This window comes from Janthinobacterium goodfellowi, from assembly GCF_051380695.1.
In the GTDB taxonomy this organism is placed as follows: domain Bacteria; phylum Pseudomonadota; class Gammaproteobacteria; order Burkholderiales; family Burkholderiaceae_D; genus Janthinobacterium.
In genome coordinates, this window is record NZ_JBNYXN010000001.1 from 1,676,278 (window position 1) to 1,697,191 (window position 20,914).

The following is a 20,914-nucleotide window of genomic DNA, read 5'->3' on the forward strand; positions in this document are numbered from 1 at the left end:
TGCCTGACACAAAAAAAACGCCGCCGGAAGCGATTCCGGCGGCGTTTTTCATTTCCCCTGCATCTTACTGGTAGTGCTTGTAGACCGTGGTGCTGCCATTATTCTTGACCAGCAAGACGTCGTACGCATCCTTGCGCGGTCCCTCCATGCCTGGCGAGCCCATCGGCATTGCCGGCACGGCCAGGCCCTTCGCCTTGGGTTTCTCGCGCAGCAGCTGCTTGATGTCGCTGGCCGGCACATGGCCTTCGATGGCGTAGCCGTTGACGAGGCCCGTGTGGCAGGAGCCGAGCGCATCGGGAATGCCGGCCAGCTTGCGGTATTGCGCCGGCATCTCGACATTTTTCGTGCGCACGGTAAAACCGTTCGCTTCCAGGTGCTTGATCCATTCGGAACAGCAGCCGCACGAGGCGCTCTTGTAGACTTCAATGACGGGCAGGGCCGCCATGGCGAACGTGGGCAAGCCCAACATGGCGGCGAAGGCGCCGCGCAGCATGCAATGTTTGATCATGTGTTGCTTTCAGATAAATAAACTCAATCGTGGCCACGTTGATGGCCTGCTTGGGGCGAGCTTGGAATTTATGCGGAAAGCGGCCGCGGGGGGCGGCGCGGGCCGTCGGGAATGAATCCCGGCAGCAAGGTCGCAGTAGTCAGGGCCGCATGTTCCGCGCCGTTGACGGGCGCGGCAGGCAGGGCGAGGCCGGGCGGCATCAAGGCGCCCAGGCAAAAGAGGGAACAGGCGCCGCATGCGGGATGCTTGGCAGGGGTTTTGCTGTCTTCCGGCGTGCCGGCGCTGTCCGTGATGGCGGATGACTGCGCAGCGTGATGCTGGCAAGCCGCTGCCATCGCGGCGGCAGGCAAGGCCGCGCGCGGCGCGCACGTCCGCATGGCGCCGGCGGCCGCCGCCTGCAGCGGCACCGCCGCGATCAGCAGCAGGATCAGCCATGTTTTGAAGAGTCTCAGCATCGCCGGAAAGTATAGCATGGGGGTACTGTCGCCAGGAGAGGCTTCCTCTAGCGCGAGGCCGCGGCAAGCACTTTCGATGCATACATGGCCCGATCCGCATGGCGCAGCAACAGTTGCATGGTATCGCCATCTTCCGGATAGTGGGCCACGCCGATGCTGACGGCGATCTGCAGCTGTTGGCCGTTGCCCAGGTGCACCGGTGCGGCCAGGGCCGCATGGATCTTTTGCTCGATCAGGCTGACGTCCGCCGGCGTGGCGTTACTTTCCAGAAGCACGACGAATTCATCGCCGCCCATCCTGGCCAGGGTGTCGGTTTCGCGCATGCAATCGCGCAGGCGGTTCGCCACCGTTTGCAGCAGCAGGTCGCCACAGGCATGGCCGTGGTCGTCGTTGACGCGCTTGAAGTTGTCGAGGTCCAGGAACAGCAGCGACAGCCGGCCTTCCTGGCGGTGCGCGCGGGCGAATGCCGTGTGCAGGCGGTCGTGGAACAGGCGGCGGTTCGGCAAACGGGTCAGCTCGTCGTGCATGGCCATGAACTGCATTTGCGTCTGCAACTGCCGGCGCTCGATGGCGATGGCTAGCTGCTTGGCGACAAATTGCAGCAAATCCTGGTCTTGCGCCGTGCCGATGACGGCATCCTGCTCGCCTTGCAAGGCCAGCGCGCCGATGCTGCCCAGCGAGGAATACAGGGGCACGGCCAGCCAGCACGACGACAGGGCGCCGGCCGCCATTTGCAGCGCGGGCGGCAGGCCGGCCAGTTGTCCCGCCTGCAGCAGCAGGGGACGGCCGCTGCGCAGGACTTCGTCGCACAGCAGGCTGGCCAGGGGCGACGTCGGCTGGGGCGCGCTGTCGCCGGCATGGCAGGTCATCAAAGGCTGCGCGCCATGTTCGTCCTGCAGCAGCAAGGTCAGGCTACGCGTCGGCAAGTGTTCTCCGATGATGTGCTGGATGCGGTGCAGCAAGGCGGGCAAGTCCTGCGTCGCCTGCATGGCTTCGGAAATGGCGTACAGCGCGGCCTGCTTTGCCTGCGCCTGTTTCAGCAAGGTGATATCGCGCGCCACGGCCACGCGCAACTGGTCGGCGGCGGACCAGCGGGCCGACCACATGATGTGGGCCAGGCTGCCATCCTTGCGCAGGTAGCGGTTTTCAAAGTGCGTCTGCGCATGGCCATCCATGATGGCGCGCGCGGCCGCCAGCGTACGGGCGCGGTCGGCGGGGGCGACCATGTCGAGCATGAGCTTGCCGATCATTTCCTGCTGCGTATAGCCGAAGATACGCTCGCAAGCGGTGCTGACGAAGACGAAGCGTCCCTCCACATCGACCATGCACACGGCGTCGAGCAACAAGTCGGTAAAGCTGGCCAGCGGGGCGTGCAGAATCTTGTGTTCCATAGAAAAGCATTCTAATGGACATTCCCGGCAGCGATTCAACTTGTTGCGGCAAGCAAGGTGGACGGCATGAAAATGTTTCATTTACCCGACGCTCATGCTTTGCTGTTTCTTGCCGTTAATGCAGTATTGCCATGCAGTACTTGCCACCACGCCAGATAACGTGACGCAAGGCTTGCCTGGCGCCATGTGATTGCAAAAAAACTAACCATATCGAACTTTTATGATGCCCCTTTCCGCCACTTGCAAGGTGACAGCGCCATGACCTCCATTTCTCCACTTTCAAGCTGGAACAGCGCCCCGTCGCGGGCCTCCGCCGCCACGTGGAACCGCTCGGATGCGTCCGCGCCATCGTCCGCGTCCGCGCCGTCCACCATCGTTGCCCTCAGCCCGGAGAGCGTGAACGGCAGCGCCGCCGCGGGCGCGCTCGTGAAGCCGCCGATGGTGTGGGAAAGCGCGACGCGCGACAAGGTGAGCGAGGCGATGACGAAGAGTTTCTCGTCATATACGTTTGGCGGCCGCTTCAGCGGCCTGGGCGCGGCCATGCTGGGACAGGTCAAGCTGGGAAACTACAATTTCTCGCAGGCGATGCGGCAGCCGCCGCCGAGCACCACGCCGAATGTCTATGCGGCGTCCGGCATCGCGCCAGGCAGCCTGCATGGCAATGGCGAAGACAGGGTTGCCCTCAGCATCACCACCAAGAGCGGCGTGGAAGTCAAGCTGTCGCTCGACAGCCAGGGCGACGGCCTGGCCGTGAACATGACGACCAGCGGCGAGCTCAGCGACGCTGAAGCCAGCGCCCTGGGCGACCTGGCGAAAGGTTTCCAGGCAGCCATCGACGGCCTGGGGCAGAGCACGCCGAAAATCAAGCTGGAAGGCTTGATGCAGTTCGACCAGCAGGTGCTGGAGTCGGTGAAGCTGCATGCGGAAGTCAAGGTGCGCGGCGAGATGGACGGCGTGCAGACCCTGGATTTCCAGGCCGATGGCGCGCAGCGCAAGGTCAGCTTCAGCGGCGTGGCCGGCAGCCTGGACCTGAAGGTCGACGCCAGCCAACTCAATACCCTGGGCAGCAAGCAGCAGCAGGCCAAGGCGCTGGACAGTTACATGAAGCAGTTCGACCAGGCGGCATCGCGCGGCCATGGCGACGCGGGCCTGGTGGCCATGCTCAAGGATAGTTTTACGGCCTTGCACAGCAATGCCGCCGCGCCGCAAGCGGCCACGGACACGCCCGCGACGGGCAAGTGGCGCCTGGCGGCCGAGGACAAGTCCATCCTGACGGGGCTGGCCGATTTCAGCGCCTCCGTGTCGCAGGCCGTGAAATTCAGCAATCCCATGCGCAGCTCGGAAAAGGATGGCTTCAATTACGAAGTGTCGCAAAAGACGGAGCAGGCCGGCGCCAGCCAGGACGAGCGCTCAATCAGGCAGCGGCAGCAATCGAAGCTGAGCGCCAGCTTCCATCAGACGCTGGTCCCCGGCGTGCCGCTGCGCCTGACGGCCAACACGGATTCGCAGAACTATACGTATCACCAGATCGAGGATACGGCCAGCAGCGATGCGCAGGTGGCCTACAAGGATGGCAAGATGGTGAAGGCGAGCTTGCGGCAGGAGGGCAATCAGTCCGAGCACGTCATGAAGTATTTCCTGGGCAAGCTGGAATCGGACAAGACCACGCCAGGCAATTATTCCGTGCTGCGCGACTTGCTGCCCGTGCTGGGACCATACCGGACGGGCGAGGTGGGCATGACGCCCGAGAAGAAGGCGGAGCAGCGCCTGCAGGCGATGCAGACGTTGAGCGACGACGTGCTGCTGCAATCGTATGCGGGCCAGACCATCAGCCTGTGGCAAGCCGATGTGCTGCCGGAAGAGGACGGGACCGCCGCCGCGTAGACACGGCCGCGCCGAATGCAAAAAGCCCGTCTGCGAAGACGGGCTTTTTTGTTTGCTTGTTGCTTGGCTGGATGCGGCGTAAAACAGTCTATGCCTTGGCCTTGTTTTGCTTGATCCAGTAGCCGACGCCCAGCGCGGCGAGCCACACGGGAATCAGGTAGACGGAGATGCGCAGGCCCGGCGTCAGGTACATGATCACCAGGATGCCGGCCAGGAACATCAGGCACAGGTAGTTGGTGAACGGGTAGCCCAGGCTCTGGAACAGGGTCGTCTTGCCCTCGGCCTTCTTCTGCGCGCGGAAGCGCAAATGGATCCAGCTGATCATGGCCCAGTTGATGATCAGCGCCGACACGACAAGGCCCATCAGCACTTCGAACGCTTCGCCCGGCATGAAGTAATTGACCACCACGCAGGCGCCCGTGGCCAGCGCGGACACGCCCAGCGCCACCAGCGGCACGCCGCGGCGGTTCAGGTGCAGCAGCGCGCGCGGCGCATTGCCTTGCTTGGCCAGGCCGAACAGCATGCGCGTGTTGCAGTACACGCCGCTGTTGTAGACGGACAGGGCCGCCGTCAGCACCACCACGTTCAGGGCCGTGGCCACCAGGTTGCTGTCGAGTGCATGGAAGATCAGGACAAAAGGGCTGCCGCCGGTGACGACGTTTTGCCACGGGTACAGCGACAGCAGGATGCCGAGCGCGCCGATATAAAAAATCAGGATGCGGTAGATGGCCTGGTTGGTGGCGCGCGGAATCGTCGTGCTCGGATCATCCGCCTCGGCCGCCGTGATGCCTACCAGCTCCAGGCCGCCGAACGAGAACATGATGACGGCCATGGCCATCACCAGCCCCTGCCAGCCATTCGGGAAGAAGCCGCCGTGCTGCCACAGGTTGGCCACCGACGCCTGCGGCCCCGCGTCGCCGGAAGCGAGCAGATACGCGCCGAAGACGATCATGCCGATGATGGCGACCACCTTGATGATGGCGAACCAGAATTCCATCTCGCCAAACGCTTTGACATTGAGCAAACTGATGGCGTTGATCGCGCAAAAGAAGATCAGTGCAGAGACCCAGGTCGGCACGCCCGGCCACCAATACTGCACGTAGATGCCGACGGCCGTCAGTTCGGCCATGCTGACGAGCACATACAGCACCCAGTAGTTCCAGCCCGACAGGAAGCCGGGCAGGTGGCCGCAGTATTTGTCGGCGAAATAGCTGAAGGAGCCGGCGACGGGTTCGTCGACCACCATCTCGCCCAGCTGGCGCATGATCAAAAAGGCGATGACGCCGGCGATGCCATAGCCGAGCAGCACCGAGGGGCCGGCCATCTTGATGGTTTGCGCGATGCCCAGAAACAGGCCGGTGCCGATGGCGCCGCCCAGGGCGATGAGCTGGATGTGGCGGCTTTTCAGGCCGCGCTTGAGCTCTTGTGGTTCGGTATTCCCGACTGCCGTCATATGTTTTATCCTGTTTTTACGGGGCTGAGGTCGCTGATTCTAAAGCATGCACGGGCAAAGCAGGAGCGAAATGCATGCTGCACTGCGGAGGCGCAAGAAAAGCCCCGCATCTTCGCCGAACGGCGCGCAAAACGGCGGCCCGGGCGACGCTTTACGCGGCAGCCGCGACGATGGCCGGTTCGTACGCGGTCAGGAACTCGGGCGGCAGGCGGCGCGCGCGGCCGCTGCTCAATTCGATGCAGATCAAGTCCCAGCGTCCGCGCACGACGGTGGCGCCGTCGCTGTCGCGCACCAGCTGGAAGCGCCGCTCCATGCTGGAACGCCCGTCGCTGGCGCACAGCCAGGTGGCCAGGGTGAGCGCTTCTCCCGCCCTGGTGGGCAGCAGGTAGTCGTATTCGCCGCGGCGTATCGCCATGGCCCGGTCCAGGCGCCGGTAATCGTCGAGGTCCAGCCCCAGGGTGGCCGAGTGGTGCCAGGCGATATGCTCGCACCAGCGCACGTAGACGGCGTTGTTCGTATGCTGCAAGCCGTCGATGTCGCCCGGTTCGGGCGTGACGGGCAGGGTGTGGGCGTGCGGATAATCCCAGTTCAAGAGCGCTCCTTTCGAGACGGTGGCGGCTGATTGTACGTGCTGACGGCGCTTCCTGTCTGCGGCGCACGCCTGGAAAAACACTGTTTTTCTTGTTGATGTATGATGCATCATAATTTGACACAGTTGAAGAACACCCATGAACCATCCGCTGGACAGCCTGGTGCACGTCAATCTGGGCAAGTCCGTGTACGCGATGCTGCGCGAGGCGCTGGCGGCCGGGCGCTACCAGCCGAACGACCGGCTGCGCATCCGCGAGCTGGCGCTGCAGCTCGGTACCAGCGTCACGCCGGTACGCGACGCCATGCTGCAACTGGTGCAGGAAGAGGCGCTGGTGCTGCGCTCGCCGCGCGACTTCCGCGTGCCCGTGCTCAGCGTGGCGCGCTACCTGGAAATCCGCGCGCTGCGCCTGGAACTGGAAGGGCTGGGCGCGTTCGAGGCGGCGCAGCGCATCGACGACGCCACCCTGGCCGACCTCGAACGCCTGCTGCAGGCGAACGAAGAGGCGATTGCACGGCACGACCTGCCGGCGGCCCTGCAATGCAACCAGGCGTTTCACCTGGGTCTGGCACAGGCGGCCGGCATGCCGACGTTAAAACGCTTCGTCGACCACCTGTGGATGCAGACGGCGCCCCTGATCGCAGCCGGCTACGCCAGCTTTTCGCCCGACATGCGCGTCGGCCACCACCACGCCATCATCGCCGCGCTGCGCCAGCGCGACGGGGCGGCCGCGCGGCGCGCCATCGAACAGGACATCCTCGACGGCGGCACGCAGATGCTGGCGTATGTGATGCGCCAGGAGCGCATCCACGCCGGCGCAACAGAACAAGACAAGGAAGCACATGACGCAGAACACGCACAAGACTGAACAGAAAATTGAACAGAAAACGGCCATCGTCACGGGCGCCAGCCGCGGCATCGGCCACGCCGTGGCCGAGCGCTTTCGCAGCCTGGGCTGGCGCGTGATCACCGTCTCGCGCAGCCCGATTCCGGGCGGCTGCCCGCGCAGCCACGAGCACAACACGCATGTGTGCATGGATTTGTCGGACCTGAGCCAGATCGGGCAGATGGTCGCTACCCTGCGTCCCATGCTGGGCGACGCGAAATTGCACGCGCTGGTGAACAACGCGGGCGTGTCGCCGAAGGGGCCGGGCGGCTCGCGCGTCAATTCGCTGACCACCGACATGCAGACCTGGCAGGAGATGTACAACACGAATTTCTTTGCGCCGCTGGCCCTGACGCGCGGCTTTGCGCAGGAACTGTCGAATGCGCACGGCTCCGTGGTGAACCTGTGCTCGATCGCCGGCTACCGCGTGCACCCGTTCGCCGGCGCCGCCTACGCCAGCTCGAAGGCGGCGCTGGCCTCGCTGACGCGCGAAATGGCCAACGACATGGCGCCGCTGAACGTGCGCGTGAACGCCATCGCGCCGGGCGAGATCGACACGGCGATCCTATCGCCGGGCACCTCGTACATCGTCGACACGCAAATCCCCCTGCGCCGCCTGGGTACGACGGCCGAAGTGGCGGATCTGGTGGAATTTTTATGCAGCGAGCGCGCCTCGTATATCACGGGCGCGGAAATTCCCATCGACGGCGGCCAGCGCATTTAACTGACAAGGAAGATCGCATGACACGACATATCGGCATCGTCGGCTGCTCGGCCGAAGGCGCGGCCCTGTGCTACCGCACGATTTGCGAAGAGGGCGCGCATGCGCTGGGGGCGTATGAACATCCGGAAGTGACGCTGCATACGCCGCCGCTGGCGCGCTATGTGGCTTGCCTGAACGGGGGCGATCTGGCCGGCGTGGCAGAGCTGATGCTGGCGTCGGCGCACAGGCTGGCCGCGGCGGGCGCCGATTTCCTGATCTGCCCCGACAACACCATCCACCAGGCATTCGAGCTGATGGCGCCCAGTTCGCCGCTGCCCTGGCTGCATATCGCCGACGTCGTGGCCAGCGAGGCGGCCGCGCGCGGTTACCGGCGCGTCGGCCTGACGGGCACGCGCTGGCTGGTCGACAGCGCCGTGTACCCGGACAGGCTGGCCGCGCGCGGCATCGATTGCGTGCGCCCAGGCGAGGACGAGCGCAGCGAAATCAACCGCATCATCATGGAGGAGCTGGTGCCGGGCGTGGTCAAACCGGGCAGCGTGGCGCGCTTCCAGGCCATCATCGCCGGCTTGCGCGAGCAGGGCTGCGATGCCGTCATCCTCGGCTGCACGGAAATCCCGCTGATCATCGGTGACGCCAATTCGCCGCTGCCGACGCTCGATTCCACGCGCTTGCTGGCGCGCGCCGCCTTGCGCCGGGCGCTGGACGCCTGACTATGTATTCAGCTGCGTGTCCAACTGCGCCTGCAGCGCGGCCACCACCAGCGCGTGGTCGTCCGCCTGCGCCAGGCCGGACACGGTGACCGTGCCGACCAGTCCCACGCCCCGTATCAGCAGGGGAAACGCGCCGCCGTGGCCCGCGTACTCGATGTCGTCGAGGTATTTCACGTCTTCAAAGGTGCTGCCGCGGCTTTTATACGAGATGCCCATGTAGTAGGAGCTGCGGCAAAAGCGCTGCACCGTGTTGTTCTTGCGGCGTATCCAGTCCGCCTGGTCCGCCGTGGCGCCCGTCATGGCGTGGTGGAACAGGACCTGGCCATTGCGCGTGATGTTGACGGTGACGGCCTTGCCCCGCTTGCGCACTTCCTCGACGATCCACAGGCCCACGGCCAGCGCGGCGTCGTTGTCGAAGCGTTCGAATTGCAGGGATTCTTCCTGCTGCGCCAGGGTTTGCAGCAAATCGGCGTAATGATCCATCGTGGAGGCGGGTGGTAGTGGCTGGAAGCGCTACTGTAGCGCACCATGGGGGCTTTTTGTGTAATGCGGCTAAAATAGGAGGCATGAACCTGTCCCTGTTTGCCGATGAAGACCAGGCTCCGGCCGGCCCCGCGCCGCTGGTGCCGGGCTCGTCCGCGTCTGTCCTGCTGCGCGGTTTTGCGCTGCCGTATCTGCCCGAGCTGCTGCCGGCGCTGGGCGCCATCGTGCTGGCGGCGCCGCTGCGCCACATGGCCACGCCGGGAGGCTTGCGCATGTCCGTGGCCATGAGTAATTGCGGCTCCCTGGGCTGGATCACGGATGGGCGCGGCTACCGCTATGCACGGCTCGATCCGGCCAGCGGCCTACCGTGGCCGCCCATGCCGCCCGTGTTCCTGCGCCTGGCGCGGGAGGCGGCGCAGGCGGCCGGCTATCGGGGCTTTGTTCCCGACGCCTGCCTGGTCAACCGCTATGCGCCCGGCGCGCGCATGGCCCTGCACCAGGACCGCGACGAATGCGATTTCACGGCGCCCATCGTTTCCGTCTCGCTCGGTTTGCCGGCCACCTTTTTGTTCGGCGGCGCCGAGCGCAGCGACAAGGCGGCGCGCATCGCGCTGCTGCATGGCGACGTGGTGGTATGGGGCGGCGCCGACCGCCTGCGCTTCCACGGCGTGGCGCCCCTGAAGGAGGGCGAACATGCGGCGCTGGGCGCCCAGCGCATCAATCTGACGTTTCGCAAGGCCAGCTAAGCTGCCATTGATGCCCATTAATGCAAGATGCTTGCAAGTGTGACTGTTTTTCTCCATGATATGCAACTTGTTTGCATATGGAGCCATGACATGAAGCGCGATTCCCTTTCTTTGTCCCTGCCCGACGTGGCGGCCGGCCCCCATCTGGGCCACCCCTTGCCATTGGAATGGGTCGGCATGCAGGGCATCGCCTTGCCGCTGTGGCTGGAAGAGGGCGGGCAGGCGCAGCAAGTGCATGCGTGGGCCGATGTGCAAGTCGATCTGCCCGATCCGCACGTGAAGGGCATCCACATGTCGCGCCTGTATCTGCTGCTCGATGCGTTTGCCGCCGCGCAGCCGCTCGATGCGGGCGCCCTGGCCGCCTTGTTGCGGCGCATGGTGGACAGTCACGCCGACTGCGGCAGCACGCAGGCGCGCATCGCGCTGGCCTTTCCCGTGCTGCGGCGCCAGCCGGCGCTGCTGACGGCGGGGCTGGCGGGATGGAAATCGTATCCCGTGCGCCTGCAAGCCAGTGTTTCTCAGCAGGGCTTTGCCCTGTCCCTGACGGTGGAGATCGGCTACTCGTCGACCTGTCCCTGTTCGGCGGCGCTGGCGCGGCAATTGCTGGCCGAGGCCTTTGCGGCGCGGTTCGGTGCGGGCGGCATCGATGGCGTGGCCGCGCACGCCTGGCTGCAGGAACATGCAAGCCTGGCCACGCCGCACAGCCAGAGCAGCACGGCGACGGTGATCGTGCCATTGACGGAGCAGGCGGAGCTGGACTTGTTTCCCCTGATCGATCGGGTGGAAGCGGCGCTGGCGACGCCCTTGCAGACGGCCGTGAAGCGGGCGGACGAACAGGCGTTTGCGCGCTTGAATGGTGCTAACCTGATGTACGTGGAAGACGCGGCACGCCGCGTGCAGGCGGCACTGGCGCTACATTATGCGCAGCCGCGTGTTACCGTACGGCATATGGAAAGCCTGCATCCGCACGATGCCGTGGCGCAGGCGGGCCAGCTTGCCTGAGCTTTTCACTCAACCACCGTGGAGGAAGACCGCATGCCGGAGAAAATCACGCAGGAGCCTGGCGAAGACAGCCTGGAAGAGGAGCTGGAGCGCGAGCGGCGCGAGCATGCGCTGATCGACGAGGAAAAGCTGGGCATGGACGAGCTGGAAGAGGAGCATTTGAAGCGGGAACGCCAGCCGGGCGCGCCGGCGGGGCGCTAGCGCGCATGCACTGCATCAGCGCTGGCATCGCGCCGCGCCGCCCGGTACAATTTCGCTTTGTCCTTCTCCCCCAACCCCGGAGGCCCATGAAATACCGCGCATTCTTCCCGTTCATCCTCGGCCTGACAGGCGCCGTCCTGGCCGCCTCGCAAGCCCAGGCCGCCACCATCTGCACCGCCATGGCCGACGCCAGGACAGGCGCCGTCCTGCTGCAGGAGGGCAATTGCATCGACCGCGTCACCCCCGCCTCCACGTTCAAGATCGCGCTCAGCCTGATGGGCTATGACGCCGGCTTCCTCAAGGATGAGCATAAGCCCAGCCTGCCATTTCGCCAGGGCTATGTGGACTGGGGCGGCGAAGCGTGGCGCCAGGATACGGACCCGTCGCGCTGGATGCAGTATTCGGTCGTCTGGTATTCGCAGCAGATCACGCAGGCGCTGGGCGCCGAGCGCTTCCAGAAATACGCCAAGGCTTTGCGCTATGGCAATGCGGATGTCTCCGGCGACCCGGGCAAGGACAACGGCCTGGAGCGCTCGTGGATCAGCTCTTCGCTGAAAATCTCGCCGCTGGAACAGCTGGGCTTCTTGCGCAAGCTGGTCAATTACCAGCTGCCCGTGACGAAACAGGCGATGCAGGCGACGCACAAGTTGACGCGCCTGGACGACGTGGACGGCTGGCAAGTGCATGGCAAGACGGGCGCCGCCTTCCCGCGCAAGGCCGATGGCAGCTTTGACGAGGCGCGCGGTTACGGCTGGTTCGTGGGCTGGGCCAGCAAGGGCGAGCGCAGCATCGTGTTCGCGCGCCTGGTGCAGGACGAGCAAAAGGGCCAGCAGTCCGCAGGCTTGCGCACGCGCGCAGCGATGCTGAAAGAATTGCCGGCCCTGCTGGAGCAGGCGCAGAAGTGACGGCCAGCATCGTCGCCGCCACCTTTATCGCGACCGAGGGAGACTACCTGGAAGCCGTCATCGAGGCGGGCGGCCAGCGCCTGCACGTAATGGACGAGTTCGGCGGCGCGCAACTGGCCGCCGGCACGCAAGTCCAGCTCGAACTGTGGCCCATGGCCAGCGAACTTGACGACTGGGACGCCATCTTCCGCGCCAATCCCGGCCGGGAAAAGCGCCTGGTGCGCCTCGATGGCTGGCGCTATCTGGCGCTGGGCGTCATCACCCAGGTCGATCCCGTCGTCTGCGATTGCGGCTTGCTGCAGCTGGACAACCCGTTTACGACGCATGATGCGCGCTGCGTGGGCGCGTATGTGGGCGTCACCTTGGCGCGCCTCGATGCTTGCCTGGCGTAAATTCCGGCCCGCTTTGTTGCCCGCCCTATATACTTGCTGAAACGGATAATCCGGCATCAGACAAGGTTACAAGCATGGCATCAGGCATGGAGCAGTTTCAGGAAAAAGCACGGCAGGCGTTCATACGGGCGCGCGCGCAGGCAGCGCGCGTGGCGGGAGTGGCGTGGATCAAGGCAGTGGCGCTGTACCGGCGCGGCCACGCGCACCTGATGACCTTGCCGCCCGTGCGGCGCGCGCTGGTGCTGGCCTTTTGGTCGTTCCTGGCCCTGCTGGCGCTGACGATCGCCTACATGCTGCTGCTGATTCCCCTGACGCCGAGCATCCACGACTTGCGCCAGGCGCGCGCGGCCGCGCCGACCACCATGGTCAGCGCCGATGGCAAGGAACTGGCCCGCTTCGACCAGGGCTTGCAGGAGCGGGTCACGTTAAAACAGATTTCGCCGAACGTGATCAGCGCGCTGATCTCCACGGAAGACCACCGTTTCTACGAACACCACGGCATCGATTTCACCCGCACGGCCGGCGCCATTTTGCATACGGCGGGGGGCAACCCCCAGGGCGGTTCCACCATCACGCAGCAGCTGGCGCGCAATATGTTCCCTGAGGAAATCGGCCGCTCGCGCAACCTGAACCGCAAGTTGAAGGAACTGATCACGGCCCTGAAAATCGAGGCCACCTACAGCAAGACGGAAATCCTGGAAGCTTACCTGAACACGGTTCCCTTCCTGTACAACACCTACGGCATCGAAATGGCGGCCCGCACGTATTTTGACAAGCCAGCATCGCGCCTCGATATCCTGGAAAGCGCCACCCTGGTCGGCATGCTCAAGGGCACGAATTACTACAATCCCGTCGGCAATCCCGAACGCTCCCTGCAGCGGCGCAACGTGGTGCTGGGCCAGATGCGCAAGCACGACGTCATCGACGAGGCGCGCTACAAGCAGTTGATCAAGCGACCACTGCGCCTGCATTTCGAGCGCCAGAGCGAGCGGGCGCAGTCGGACAGCCATTTCACGGCCTATGTGCGCAAATGGCTGATCGACTGGGCCGACGAGAACGACTACAACCTGGAACTCGATGCGCTGGTGGTGCACACCACGCTCGACTACGACTTGCAGCAGGCGGCCGAGCGCGCCGTCGAGCGCCAGGCGAATGCCTTGCAGGCAATCGCCGACGTGGAATGGAGCCGCGCGGGCGTGCCGTCGTCCACCTCGACGGGCATGTACGCGGGCATGCAGGGCGGCAGCGTGCCCTTCGATTATTTCTGGAAATCGCATCCGGCCCTGCTCGACGCCTTCGTGCGCGAGTCGGGCGACTACCGCAAGCTGACGGCGGCCGGCGGCACGCCGGACGAGGCGCTGGCGCAGCTGAAGGGCGACCGCGCCTTCATGGCGGCCCTGCGCAAGTCGAAGACGCGGCTGGAAGCGGGCTTTGCGGCCATGGATCCGGCCACGGGCGCCGTGCGCGCCTGGGTGGGCAGCCGCGACTTCGCGCGCGAACAATTCGACCACGTGTCGCAGGCGGCGCGCCAGCCCGGTTCCACCTTCAAGCCCATCGTGTATGGCGCGGCGCTGGAGAAGGGACTGAGCCCTGACCACGTCTACCGCGATGCCGTGATGGATATCAAGGCGGCCGACGGCACCAAATGGCGCCCGACGGACATGAGCGGCACCACGGGCCGCGACATGACCATGCGCGACGGTCTCGTCTACTCGAAAAACACGATCACGGCGCAGGTGATGCAAGACGTCGGCTTGCCGCCGATCATCAAGCTGGCGCGCGCGCTGGGCATCCGCGACAGCAAGCTGGAAAAAGTGCCGTCGCTGGCGCTGGGCACCAGTCCCGTCACTTTATTGGAAATGGTCAACGCCTACGCCAGCATCGCGGCGCAAGGCGAAGCCCGTCTGCCGTTCGTCGTCACGCACATCACGGACCGCGAGGGCAAGGTCATCGCCCGTTTCGGCGAAGACAAGCCCAAGCGCGCCATGCAGGCCGAATCGGCCGCCACCCTGACGGACATGATGCGCGGCGTGATCGACCGGGGCACGGGCACGGCCATCCGCAGCCGCTTCGGCATCCGTTCCGACGTGGCCGGCAAGAGCGGCACCACGCAAAACAATGCGGACGGCTGGTTTATTTTGATGCACCCGGAACTCGTCGGCGGCGCGTGGGTGGGTTTCAACGATGCGCGCGTCACCATGCGCAGCAACTACTGGGGCCAGGGCGGCCACAATGCCGTGCTGGTGGTGGGCGACTTCTTCAAGACGGCGCTCGACACGGGCAAAATCGCGCGCGACGCCATCTTCCCCGGCGGCAAGCCACCGCCGCCGCTGCGCCATGTGGAACCCGTCGAGGAACCGCAGGATGAACCGGTGGAAGAGCCGGGCGATCTGCTGCAGGAAGGCGCGCCGCCGGCGCCGCTGGCCGTGCCCGTGGAAGAGGGCGGGCAGGAGTCGCATGGCAAGGCGGTGCCGGAGCCGGCTCCTGCCCCCGCGCCGCAGCCGGCGCCAGTGCCGCAGCCGGTTCCGTAAGGACAGGCGCCGCAGCCATGGAAGTCCCATCGTGACGATTGCTTTACGGCATGGCGGCCTCGTCATTGAGCTTGGCTACGCGGTGGCGCTGTACTCCCTGCTGTCCACGGTGGCCGTGCGACCACGTCACGACCGCCGGCCTGTCTCTGCTCGACGCCATGCGCGCCTGCCTTGCCGCTTTGAGGGCGTCGGGCGGCATGCTGGAGACCATTCCTTTTGACGGGGTGGCGCCGTTTTATGATGTGAATTGACGGATTCAGGCTATCGCGCGCGGCGCGGCGGGTTTTTTGTCTCCAGGATGGAAGGGCGATGATGTTATTGAGAAGATTAGTGGACGTATTACTATCGATGACTCTCTTCCTTGCTTCTGGCGTGGAGGCGAGATCGGTCATGGTGGCGAACGAAAAAGTTGTGCATGCCGATGCCGTCTATGACGTGGAGATAATGCAAAGGTCGCCGCAGGTCCATGCTTCGCGCAATTGCGGCGTCACCTACGAAGCGAAGGTTCTCAGGGCAATCAAAGGCAAGGTGGCTGGACCGGTGTTGACATTCGGCTTCCTGGATGGCCTGGAAGTGGGACATTCTTATACCGTGTACCTGGCTTCGTCACGCAATCGGCAGTTGATGCAGGGATTGCTGAAATCGAGAATGATGAGCGATGCGGAGGCTGGTGCATTCATCCAATCCTGCCCTGAATGGGATTATTACTTTTTCAAATCAAAAAAATCGACCGGCAGGGATTAATTGACGATGCATGCGCGATGGCGCTCCATTTCTTGGAGGGGAATGGTGCGCAAGGCATGGCGCAGTCGACTATTCGCTACAAATGACATATCTTCGTGGAGGAGGAATGTATTGTGGGTATAAAGCACGTTCTGTTTGGCTATCTTCTCGCTTGCTGCTGTGTTTCTCATGCGCAAGAGCTGATTCCAGCCGGCTCGAAAACGGGCTATATTGCGCTAGGTCAAGTAGTCAAAAGCGCCTCCCTGGTTGCGAAGGTGAAGGTCGTGTCCGTGACGGCGGTGTCGCAGGAGGGGACGGGGGATGGGAAGCCCTGTGGATTTATTTACCGGGCAAAGGTCATGCAGGCATTGAAGGGCCGCAGGGATGTTGATGTGCGTTTTTTCATGCCTCTGGAAACCTATCCCCTCAATCCAGGTCTTACCTACTTGGTATTTCTGGAAAGTAGAAGCGAACAGAATGTAAAAGACCTCTTTCTTTCCTTAAACGCCGCGTTGACTTATGCGGAAAGTGACAAGTTGAAGTGTCAATTTCAAGAGGGATATTACGTTCCAATTCAGGTGGCGCCCCTTCCATTTGATGCGGATGCCGGGAGACAATTTGGTGGAGAGTGGCTGGACCTGGCAAGGGACGGGGTGCCTTCGAGTCTGCTTCTTTGCGAAGTCCGCGCAATTGGTAGCAGTACCGGTCACGTGGATAGCTTGCACCATAAAAGGAAAAAATCTGGCGGCGCCGTGGTCAGCTGGGTTGAAATGACCCGGTTGATAAAAAAGGCCGACGGCGTATTCAGTTTTTTGAACAGGGGACTCGATGCGTGCGGCCAGTAAGCATGGCTGGCGCGGCCAAAGTGCCGCTGCGGCAGTCTGACGAGGCAAGGGCAGACGCCGGTTCCAGCCTGTGTTTTACAGCGTATTGCGCATCAGCCCCGCTTCCCGCACGAACACTTGCAGCGCCGCCATGGTTTGCCCGTGCAGCGCTTCCAGTTCCGCTTCCAGCGCGGGCCGGATGACGAGGCTGCCATCGGCCTGGCGGTGCACGGGCAAGCCCAGCGCCTGTGCCATTTCCACGGGGTAATTCGTAAAATTGCCGTAGGGCCGCTTGCCGTCGACGGACGGGGTAGGCCAGTAGCCTTCGGCCAGGTAATCCCCGGGCGCGTCCATGCCCAGCATTTCCAGCGATAGCCAGGACTGCTGGCGCAGCAGTTGCAGGTGCCGGGTGGTCAACGTGAACGACGCCTTGCCGTTGGCATAGCTGCCTGGTTTCAGATTCGCCATCTGCACGAAGTGGGGCAGCAGCTGCGCCGCTTCCATCAGCCGTTGCGCGGCCAGCGCCGCATCCTTGCTGGCGATGGCTTGCATGGCCAGTTCCAGGGTGTCGCCCGTGCCCAGCGGGTAGGCCGGATTGAGCATGGGCGCGCCGCTTTCCACGGGCGACCAGCCGATGCTGAAACGCCGTATCAGCGCCAGATGGTGCACATTGAGCACCTTGGGCAGCGGGGAGTCCAGGGTGGCCAGGATGCGCTGGCGTACGGCGCGGGGCAGCTCGTTGTCGGCGGCGCGCGCAAGCACGGGCGAGCACAGCAGAGCGCCGGCGAGGCGCAGCAACTGGCGCCGCATGGGCTGGATCAGTCGCCGCATTATCGCGCCGTCAAGTCCTGGCGCTGGAATTCGATGCGGTTTTCCTGGTAGTCCCACTTGGTGTAGGGACCGAACACGCGCCGGTTTTCCTTGCTGTCGGCATTCGATTGCTCGCGCTTCATGCGACGCACGAGGGCGGTATCGACCAGCGGCTCGGTCGTCGTGCCGAACACCTCATGGCGCACGCTTTGCTTGGCGTCGGCGCCGCGCGAAATGATGGTGAGCTTGCGCGTGGCGGGATCGAAGTACAGGCGCATGGCAAACGTGTTCATGTCCTGCAGATACAGGCCATCGTCGCGCCACTGGGCATAGAAATAGTCGCCGCAGACGGCCTTCGGTTCGCGTTTCCATTCGCAGGCGAGCAGGATCAGCAAGTGATGGTCATCGAGCTGCTTGATCGACACACGGGCCTTGGAATAGCCCCAATTGCTGGGCGGCACGGTCTTCGACGAGAGCAGATTGTATTCGCCCACGAGATTGGGCATGGGCGCTTGCGCGAAGGCGGCGGTGCAAAGGGTCAAGGCGGCTGCCGCTGCGGCGCCGCGTATCGAGGAAAGTGTCGTCATGATGGCCATAAAGAAAAGTTGCCATATTATAGATGGCAACTTGCCAAGATGGCGGCACGCTTGCGCAGCGCGCCGGTTATTACTTCAGCTTGCTCAATTCCGCTATGTCGATCTTGACGACCTTGTCGCCCACGGCGGCCACCAGGGTCTTGAAGTGGGGCGTCGCTTCATGCGCCGTGTGGGCTGCCTTGTCCATCCATTCTTCCAGCATGATGAAGCGCGTGGGAATCTTGTTGTCGAGGTGCAGTTCGTAGCGCAGGCAGCCGCTTTCCGCGCGGCTGGGCGGCACGACGGCTTCCAGGGCGGCGCGCACGGCGTCGATATGTTGGGCTTGGGCATCGATGGTGGCGACGACGATCAGGGTCATGGTGGTCCTTGTAAAGTGGTGGGGCGGATGCAGCTTAGCGTAGTTTGCCCTTTCTTGTCCGCCATGCCCAGTCTGGCTGCGCCGAAACAGTTTCCGCCGCAGCCAGATAATCAAGCTGAACCTACGCCGCCTGCAGCGCGCCGATCTGCTCGAAGGCCGCCGTCAAGGCCTGCGCCCTGGCGGCGTCGCTCACCTTGACGCCTTCGGCGCGCACGATCTCGAGCTGCGTGATGCCGAGGAAGCCGAGGAAGGCGCGCAGATGGCTTTCCTGGTGTTCCAGGGCGGCCATCGGCGTGTCGGCGCCATAGTAGCCGCCGCGCGTCGAGGCGATGATCACGCGCTTGGCTCCCAGCAAGCCTTCGGGGCCGCTGGCGCCGTACTGGAAGGTCTTGCCGGGCACGGCCAGCGCGTCGAGCCACGATTTGAGCTGGCTGGGGATGGCGAAGTTGTACATGGGCGCGCCGATGACGATGATGTCGGCGGCCAGTACTTGCTCCAGCGCGGCGGCAAGGATTTCCCCCTCGGCGGCGCCGGGGGCGGCCGTAAATTGCGGCAAGGGCTGGGCGGCCAGGTCGCGGTAACGGACGGTGGCGCCGGGCGCGGCCGCTTGCAGGCGGGCGGCGATGGCGGCGGTCAGCTGGCGGCTGACGGAGTGCTCGCCAAGGACGCTGGAATCGATATGCAGGATGTTCATATATGCCTTCTTGGATGGTATGATCGGGTGGTATGTTTTTGTAACCGAGTTAAATATAGTGACTATCAAATGAACGCACAAGAAGGCACTTTTTCCACACTGGGGCACACGGATGTGACTATTGGCGAGGTGGCCGCGCGCGGGGCCGAACTGGAAAAGCGCATGCGCGACCACGGTGGCCATGCGGGCGTGGCGGACTCGTGCCGCCCGATCACGGACATCCTGACCCGCGTGGGCGACAAATGGAGCGTGATGGTGGTGATGTTGCTGGGCAATGGCACCAAGCGCTTCAACGAGATGCGCCGCCTGATCGGCGGCATCTCGCAGCGCATGCTGACTTTGACCCTGCGCGGCCTCGAGCGCGACGGTCTCGTCACGCGCACCGTGTTTCCCACCGTGCCGCCGCGCGTCGACTATGCGCTGACGGACCTGGGGCGTTCGCTATTGATTCCCATCAGCGCGCTGGGCGCCTGGGCCTACGGCCACCGCGACGCCATCGATGCGGCGCGGCAGGCGTTCGATGCCAGGGCCGATGCGGGCGCGACGCCAGGCGGTCAGGCCAGCTGAATGATGGCCAGCATGTCGCAGCCATCGGCATCCATGCCTTTTTCCACGAAACCCATGCTGGCATAGAACTGTTTCGCGTTGGCATTGCCGGGCTTGTAGCAGATTTCGATGCTGCGCGCATCCGGGCGGGCGCGGATTTCCGCCAGCGCCAGGGCGAGGGCGGCGCGGCCATGGCCTTGTCCCTGGCGCCGGTGGTCGATCATGAAGCGCCAGATCTGGTAGTGGCCGGGCGGGTCGTCGGCGTCGGGCGAGACGAACATCAGGAAGCCGATCACCTCCTCATCGCCATACACGGCGCGCGTATGCAGGGTGGCGGGGTAAAAGCTGGCCTGGGCGATGGAATAGTCGTTGCTGGCCAGATAGTCGCGTTGCTGCGGCAACAGCGGCAGTTCGCTGATGAGGTCAAAATTGTCGGCCGTGACGGCGCGCAGGCTGATGAGCATGTTCAATCAATGGAATGTAAGGACAAGGCTTGCCAGTATGGGGAAAAATTACCCAATAGGCAACGCTGTCGCGTCGCCCGCCCCGAACAGCTGCGCCATGGTCTTGCGCAGCCAGCGGTTCGACGCATCCTGATGGTAGCGCTCGTGCCAGTGCTGCTTGACTGAAAAGCTGGGCAGCGCCACGGGCAAGGGCAGGATGCGGAACGCTTCGTGGTCCCGCATCTGCAGCGCGTAGCGGTACGGTACCGTGACGATGTACTCGGTTTCGGCGACGATGCGCGACACACCGAGGAAGCTGGGCAGTTTCAGCACGATGCGCCGCTGCACGCCGGCCGCCGCCAGTACTTTTTCCACGATGGAATGTCCCGTGCCCGAGCTTTTCACTTCGATATGCCCCTCCGCCAGGAACTGTGTCACGCTAATCGTGTCGCGGATGCGCGGGTGGCTGCTGGCCACCAGGCAGACAAAATGCTGGTCGAACAGTTTTTGCTGATAAAACCCCGACTCCAGGTGCGGCATGAAGCCGACGGCCAGGTCCACTTCACCGCCTTCCAGCCGCGCCGGCGTGTCGGTGGCGATCTTCGACACGTCCAGGGTGATGCCGGGGCCCGTCTGCTGCAAATGGTTAAGCAGGGTGGGCAGCAGCACGATTTCGCTGATGTCCGTCATGCAGATGGCAAATTCGCGCGTGCTGGCGGCCGGGTCGAACACGGGCTGGTCGGCCAGCGCGTGCTGCCAGGCGGCGATCGCGGCGCGCACGTCCTGCACGGCGTTCTGCGCGCGCGGCGTCGGCTCCATGCCTTTCGAGGTACGCGCGAACAGGCGGTCGCCAAAATGCGTGCGCAGCTTGCCCAGGCCGATGCTCACCGTCGACTGGGGCAAGCCCAGGTTTTCCGCCGCGCGCGTCACGTTGCGGCTTTTATAGATCTCGTCAAAGATGAACAGCAATTCGATATCGAAGCGCGACATAGCGATTCCACCATTATTTAAAAATGTGATTGTGGCTATTGTATTCCATCGCTTTACCAAATATTGACCT

The 20,914-nt window shown here is 64.0% G+C and carries 25 protein-coding genes; 13 read left to right on the forward strand and 12 right to left on the reverse strand.

What is annotated here, in order from left to right; all coding sequences use genetic code 11:
* Nucleotides 1-64: 64 nt before the first annotated feature.
* The 3 genes from ACQ4WQ_RS07560 to ACQ4WQ_RS07570 form a co-directional block, all read right to left on the reverse strand.
* The gene (locus tag ACQ4WQ_RS07560) at nucleotides 65-508 is read right to left on the reverse strand and encodes a DUF411 domain-containing protein (protein WP_436495817.1); all 444 of its coding nucleotides are present in this window, start codon (nucleotides 506-508) and stop codon (nucleotides 65-67) included.
* 68 nt (nucleotides 509-576) lie between these two features.
* Entirely contained in the window at nucleotides 577-963 is a 387-nt protein-coding gene (locus tag ACQ4WQ_RS07565; protein WP_436495819.1) for a hypothetical protein, read from the reverse strand.
* A gap of 47 nt (nucleotides 964-1,010) precedes the next feature.
* A complete protein-coding gene (locus ACQ4WQ_RS07570; RefSeq protein WP_436495821.1) occupies nucleotides 1,011-2,354 on the reverse strand; it encodes a diguanylate cyclase domain-containing protein in 1,344 nt (447 codons plus the stop codon).
* A 258-nt stretch (nucleotides 2,355-2,612) separates the two neighbouring features.
* Here ACQ4WQ_RS07570 and ACQ4WQ_RS07575 point away from each other — a divergent pair, with 258 nt between their 5' ends.
* Nucleotides 2,613-4,238, forward strand: a complete 1,626-nt coding sequence (locus ACQ4WQ_RS07575; protein WP_436495823.1) for a hypothetical protein — start codon at nucleotides 2,613-2,615, stop codon at nucleotides 4,236-4,238.
* 88 nt (nucleotides 4,239-4,326) lie between these two features.
* On the opposite strand, the gene ACQ4WQ_RS07580 is transcribed toward ACQ4WQ_RS07575, so the two are convergent.
* Both ACQ4WQ_RS07580 and ACQ4WQ_RS07585 read right to left on the reverse strand, forming a co-directional pair.
* A complete protein-coding gene (locus tag ACQ4WQ_RS07580; protein ID WP_436495825.1) occupies nucleotides 4,327-5,691 on the reverse strand; it encodes an amino acid permease in 1,365 nt (454 codons plus the stop codon).
* 151 nt (nucleotides 5,692-5,842) lie between these two features.
* A complete protein-coding gene (locus ACQ4WQ_RS07585) occupies nucleotides 5,843-6,283 on the reverse strand; it encodes an acyl-CoA thioesterase (protein ID WP_436495827.1) in 441 nt (146 codons plus the stop codon).
* A 136-nt stretch (nucleotides 6,284-6,419) separates the two neighbouring features.
* Between ACQ4WQ_RS07585 and ACQ4WQ_RS07590 the strand changes: the two genes are divergently transcribed.
* The 3 genes from ACQ4WQ_RS07590 to ACQ4WQ_RS07600 are packed head-to-tail and all read left to right on the forward strand — an operon-like array spanning nucleotide 6,420 to nucleotide 8,600.
* The gene (locus ACQ4WQ_RS07590; RefSeq protein ID WP_436495829.1) at nucleotides 6,420-7,148 is read left to right on the forward strand and encodes a GntR family transcriptional regulator; all 729 of its coding nucleotides are present in this window, start codon (nucleotides 6,420-6,422) and stop codon (nucleotides 7,146-7,148) included.
* The gene (locus ACQ4WQ_RS07595; protein ID WP_436495831.1) at nucleotides 7,123-7,890 is read left to right on the forward strand and encodes an SDR family NAD(P)-dependent oxidoreductase; all 768 of its coding nucleotides are present in this window, start codon (nucleotides 7,123-7,125) and stop codon (nucleotides 7,888-7,890) included. Before ACQ4WQ_RS07590 ends, ACQ4WQ_RS07595 begins: the two co-directional genes overlap by 26 nt.
* 17 nt (nucleotides 7,891-7,907) lie before the next feature.
* The gene (locus ACQ4WQ_RS07600) at nucleotides 7,908-8,600 is read left to right on the forward strand and encodes an aspartate/glutamate racemase family protein (protein WP_436495833.1); all 693 of its coding nucleotides are present in this window, start codon (nucleotides 7,908-7,910) and stop codon (nucleotides 8,598-8,600) included.
* Here ACQ4WQ_RS07600 and ACQ4WQ_RS07605 read toward each other — a convergent pair whose 3' ends face one another.
* Nucleotides 8,601-9,083 (reverse strand): heme-degrading domain-containing protein, encoded by a 483-nt coding sequence (locus ACQ4WQ_RS07605; RefSeq protein WP_326457123.1) that lies wholly within the window; start codon nucleotides 9,081-9,083, stop codon nucleotides 8,601-8,603.
* Between the two features lie 83 nt (nucleotides 9,084-9,166).
* On the opposite strand from ACQ4WQ_RS07605, the gene alkB reads away from it, so the two are divergent.
* The 8 genes from alkB to ACQ4WQ_RS07645 all read left to right on the forward strand — a co-directional run bounded on the left by alkB (nucleotide 9,167) and on the right by ACQ4WQ_RS07645 (nucleotide 16,428).
* Nucleotides 9,167-9,829: a DNA oxidative demethylase AlkB gene (gene alkB / locus ACQ4WQ_RS07610; protein WP_436495835.1), complete on the forward strand. Its 663-nt coding sequence runs from the start codon at nucleotides 9,167-9,169 to the stop codon at nucleotides 9,827-9,829.
* 90 nt (nucleotides 9,830-9,919) lie between these two features.
* The gene (folE2, locus tag ACQ4WQ_RS07615; protein WP_436495837.1) at nucleotides 9,920-10,831 is read left to right on the forward strand and encodes a GTP cyclohydrolase FolE2; all 912 of its coding nucleotides are present in this window, start codon (nucleotides 9,920-9,922) and stop codon (nucleotides 10,829-10,831) included.
* Nucleotides 10,832-10,864: 33 nt separating this feature from the next.
* On the forward strand, nucleotides 10,865-11,032 hold the full coding sequence (locus ACQ4WQ_RS07620; protein ID WP_326457117.1) for a hypothetical protein: 168 nt from the start codon (nucleotides 10,865-10,867) through the stop codon (nucleotides 11,030-11,032).
* Between the two features lie 86 nt (nucleotides 11,033-11,118).
* The gene (gene blaOXA, locus ACQ4WQ_RS07625; protein ID WP_436495839.1) at nucleotides 11,119-11,937 is read left to right on the forward strand and encodes a class D beta-lactamase; all 819 of its coding nucleotides are present in this window, start codon (nucleotides 11,119-11,121) and stop codon (nucleotides 11,935-11,937) included.
* Nucleotides 11,934-12,329: a hypothetical protein gene (locus tag ACQ4WQ_RS07630; protein ID WP_436495841.1), complete on the forward strand. Its 396-nt coding sequence runs from the start codon at nucleotides 11,934-11,936 to the stop codon at nucleotides 12,327-12,329. The genes blaOXA and ACQ4WQ_RS07630 overlap by 4 nt, the downstream gene beginning before the upstream one ends.
* A gap of 74 nt (nucleotides 12,330-12,403) precedes the next feature.
* Complete coding sequence (locus tag ACQ4WQ_RS07635; RefSeq protein ID WP_436495843.1) at nucleotides 12,404-14,860, forward strand: penicillin-binding protein 1A; 2,457 nt, start codon at nucleotides 12,404-12,406, stop codon at nucleotides 14,858-14,860.
* 309 nt (nucleotides 14,861-15,169) lie between these two features.
* Nucleotides 15,170-15,604, forward strand: coding sequence for a hypothetical protein (locus tag ACQ4WQ_RS07640; RefSeq protein WP_436495845.1), 435 nt, complete (start codon nucleotides 15,170-15,172; stop codon nucleotides 15,602-15,604).
* A gap of 113 nt (nucleotides 15,605-15,717) precedes the next feature.
* Complete coding sequence (locus ACQ4WQ_RS07645) at nucleotides 15,718-16,428, forward strand: hypothetical protein (RefSeq protein ID WP_436495847.1); 711 nt, start codon at nucleotides 15,718-15,720, stop codon at nucleotides 16,426-16,428.
* Nucleotides 16,429-16,503: 75 nt separating this feature from the next.
* Here ACQ4WQ_RS07645 and ACQ4WQ_RS07650 read toward each other — a convergent pair whose 3' ends face one another.
* From ACQ4WQ_RS07650 to ACQ4WQ_RS07665, 4 genes are all read right to left on the reverse strand, one after another.
* Nucleotides 16,504-17,238 (reverse strand): hypothetical protein, encoded by a 735-nt coding sequence (locus tag ACQ4WQ_RS07650; RefSeq protein ID WP_436495849.1) that lies wholly within the window; start codon nucleotides 17,236-17,238, stop codon nucleotides 16,504-16,506.
* The gene (locus tag ACQ4WQ_RS07655; protein ID WP_436495851.1) at nucleotides 17,238-17,804 is read right to left on the reverse strand and encodes a hypothetical protein; all 567 of its coding nucleotides are present in this window, start codon (nucleotides 17,802-17,804) and stop codon (nucleotides 17,238-17,240) included. The genes ACQ4WQ_RS07650 and ACQ4WQ_RS07655 overlap by 1 nt, the downstream gene beginning before the upstream one ends.
* Nucleotides 17,805-17,883: 79 nt before the next feature.
* Nucleotides 17,884-18,171 (reverse strand): putative quinol monooxygenase, encoded by a 288-nt coding sequence (locus ACQ4WQ_RS07660; RefSeq protein WP_436495853.1) that lies wholly within the window; start codon nucleotides 18,169-18,171, stop codon nucleotides 17,884-17,886.
* A 121-nt stretch (nucleotides 18,172-18,292) separates the two neighbouring features.
* On the reverse strand, nucleotides 18,293-18,865 hold the full coding sequence (locus tag ACQ4WQ_RS07665) for an FMN-dependent NADH-azoreductase (protein WP_326458343.1): 573 nt from the start codon (nucleotides 18,863-18,865) through the stop codon (nucleotides 18,293-18,295).
* 162 nt (nucleotides 18,866-19,027) lie between these two features.
* On the opposite strand from ACQ4WQ_RS07665, the gene ACQ4WQ_RS07670 reads away from it, so the two are divergent.
* Nucleotides 19,028-19,432, forward strand: a complete 405-nt coding sequence (locus ACQ4WQ_RS07670; RefSeq protein WP_436495984.1) for a winged helix-turn-helix transcriptional regulator — start codon at nucleotides 19,028-19,030, stop codon at nucleotides 19,430-19,432.
* Here ACQ4WQ_RS07670 and ACQ4WQ_RS07675 read toward each other — a convergent pair.
* Together ACQ4WQ_RS07675 and ACQ4WQ_RS07680 are read right to left on the reverse strand one after the other, a co-directional pair.
* Nucleotides 19,420-19,875, reverse strand: coding sequence for a GNAT family N-acetyltransferase (locus ACQ4WQ_RS07675; protein ID WP_436495855.1), 456 nt, complete (start codon nucleotides 19,873-19,875; stop codon nucleotides 19,420-19,422). The two genes, ACQ4WQ_RS07670 and ACQ4WQ_RS07675, sit on opposite strands and share 13 nt — an antisense overlap.
* Nucleotides 19,876-19,923: 48 nt before the next feature.
* Nucleotides 19,924-20,844: a LysR family transcriptional regulator gene (locus ACQ4WQ_RS07680; RefSeq protein ID WP_436495857.1), complete on the reverse strand. Its 921-nt coding sequence runs from the start codon at nucleotides 20,842-20,844 to the stop codon at nucleotides 19,924-19,926.
* Nucleotides 20,845-20,914 lie beyond the last annotated feature (70 nt).

Bases quoted from the DNA above. Each gene is read 5' to 3' on its own strand.
- ACQ4WQ_RS07560 (WP_436495817.1), bottom strand. From the start codon at position 508: ATGATCAAACATTGCATGCTGCGCGGCGCCTTCGCCGCCATGTTGGGC.
- ACQ4WQ_RS07565 (WP_436495819.1), bottom strand. From the start codon at position 963: ATGCTGAGACTCTTCAAAACATGGCTGATCCTGCTGCTGATCGCGGCG.
- ACQ4WQ_RS07570 (WP_436495821.1), bottom strand. From the start codon at position 2,354: ATGGAACACAAGATTCTGCACGCCCCGCTGGCCAGCTTTACCGACTTG.
- ACQ4WQ_RS07575 (WP_436495823.1), top strand. From the start codon at position 2,613: ATGACCTCCATTTCTCCACTTTCAAGCTGGAACAGCGCCCCGTCGCGG.
- ACQ4WQ_RS07580 (WP_436495825.1), bottom strand. From the start codon at position 5,691: ATGACGGCAGTCGGGAATACCGAACCACAAGAGCTCAAGCGCGGCCTG.
- ACQ4WQ_RS07590 (WP_436495829.1), top strand. From the start codon at position 6,420: ATGAACCATCCGCTGGACAGCCTGGTGCACGTCAATCTGGGCAAGTCC.
- ACQ4WQ_RS07595 (WP_436495831.1), top strand. From the start codon at position 7,123: ATGACGCAGAACACGCACAAGACTGAACAGAAAATTGAACAGAAAACG.
- ACQ4WQ_RS07600 (WP_436495833.1), top strand. From the start codon at position 7,908: ATGACACGACATATCGGCATCGTCGGCTGCTCGGCCGAAGGCGCGGCC.
- ACQ4WQ_RS07605 (WP_326457123.1), bottom strand. From the start codon at position 9,083: ATGGATCATTACGCCGATTTGCTGCAAACCCTGGCGCAGCAGGAAGAA.
- alkB (WP_436495835.1), top strand. From the start codon at position 9,167: ATGAACCTGTCCCTGTTTGCCGATGAAGACCAGGCTCCGGCCGGCCCC.
- folE2 (WP_436495837.1), top strand. From the start codon at position 9,920: ATGAAGCGCGATTCCCTTTCTTTGTCCCTGCCCGACGTGGCGGCCGGC.
- ACQ4WQ_RS07620 (WP_326457117.1), top strand. From the start codon at position 10,865: ATGCCGGAGAAAATCACGCAGGAGCCTGGCGAAGACAGCCTGGAAGAG.
- blaOXA (WP_436495839.1), top strand. From the start codon at position 11,119: ATGAAATACCGCGCATTCTTCCCGTTCATCCTCGGCCTGACAGGCGCC.
- ACQ4WQ_RS07635 (WP_436495843.1), top strand. From the start codon at position 12,404: ATGGCATCAGGCATGGAGCAGTTTCAGGAAAAAGCACGGCAGGCGTTC.
- ACQ4WQ_RS07640 (WP_436495845.1), top strand. From the start codon at position 15,170: ATGATGTTATTGAGAAGATTAGTGGACGTATTACTATCGATGACTCTC.
- ACQ4WQ_RS07650 (WP_436495849.1), bottom strand. From the start codon at position 17,238: ATGCGGCGACTGATCCAGCCCATGCGGCGCCAGTTGCTGCGCCTCGCC.
- ACQ4WQ_RS07655 (WP_436495851.1), bottom strand. From the start codon at position 17,804: ATGACGACACTTTCCTCGATACGCGGCGCCGCAGCGGCAGCCGCCTTG.
- ACQ4WQ_RS07660 (WP_436495853.1), bottom strand. From the start codon at position 18,171: ATGACCCTGATCGTCGTCGCCACCATCGATGCCCAAGCCCAACATATC.
- ACQ4WQ_RS07665 (WP_326458343.1), bottom strand. From the start codon at position 18,865: ATGAACATCCTGCATATCGATTCCAGCGTCCTTGGCGAGCACTCCGTC.
- ACQ4WQ_RS07670 (WP_436495984.1), top strand. From the start codon at position 19,028: ATGCGCGACCACGGTGGCCATGCGGGCGTGGCGGACTCGTGCCGCCCG.
- ACQ4WQ_RS07675 (WP_436495855.1), bottom strand. From the start codon at position 19,875: ATGCTCATCAGCCTGCGCGCCGTCACGGCCGACAATTTTGACCTCATC.
- ACQ4WQ_RS07680 (WP_436495857.1), bottom strand. From the start codon at position 20,844: ATGTCGCGCTTCGATATCGAATTGCTGTTCATCTTTGACGAGATCTAT.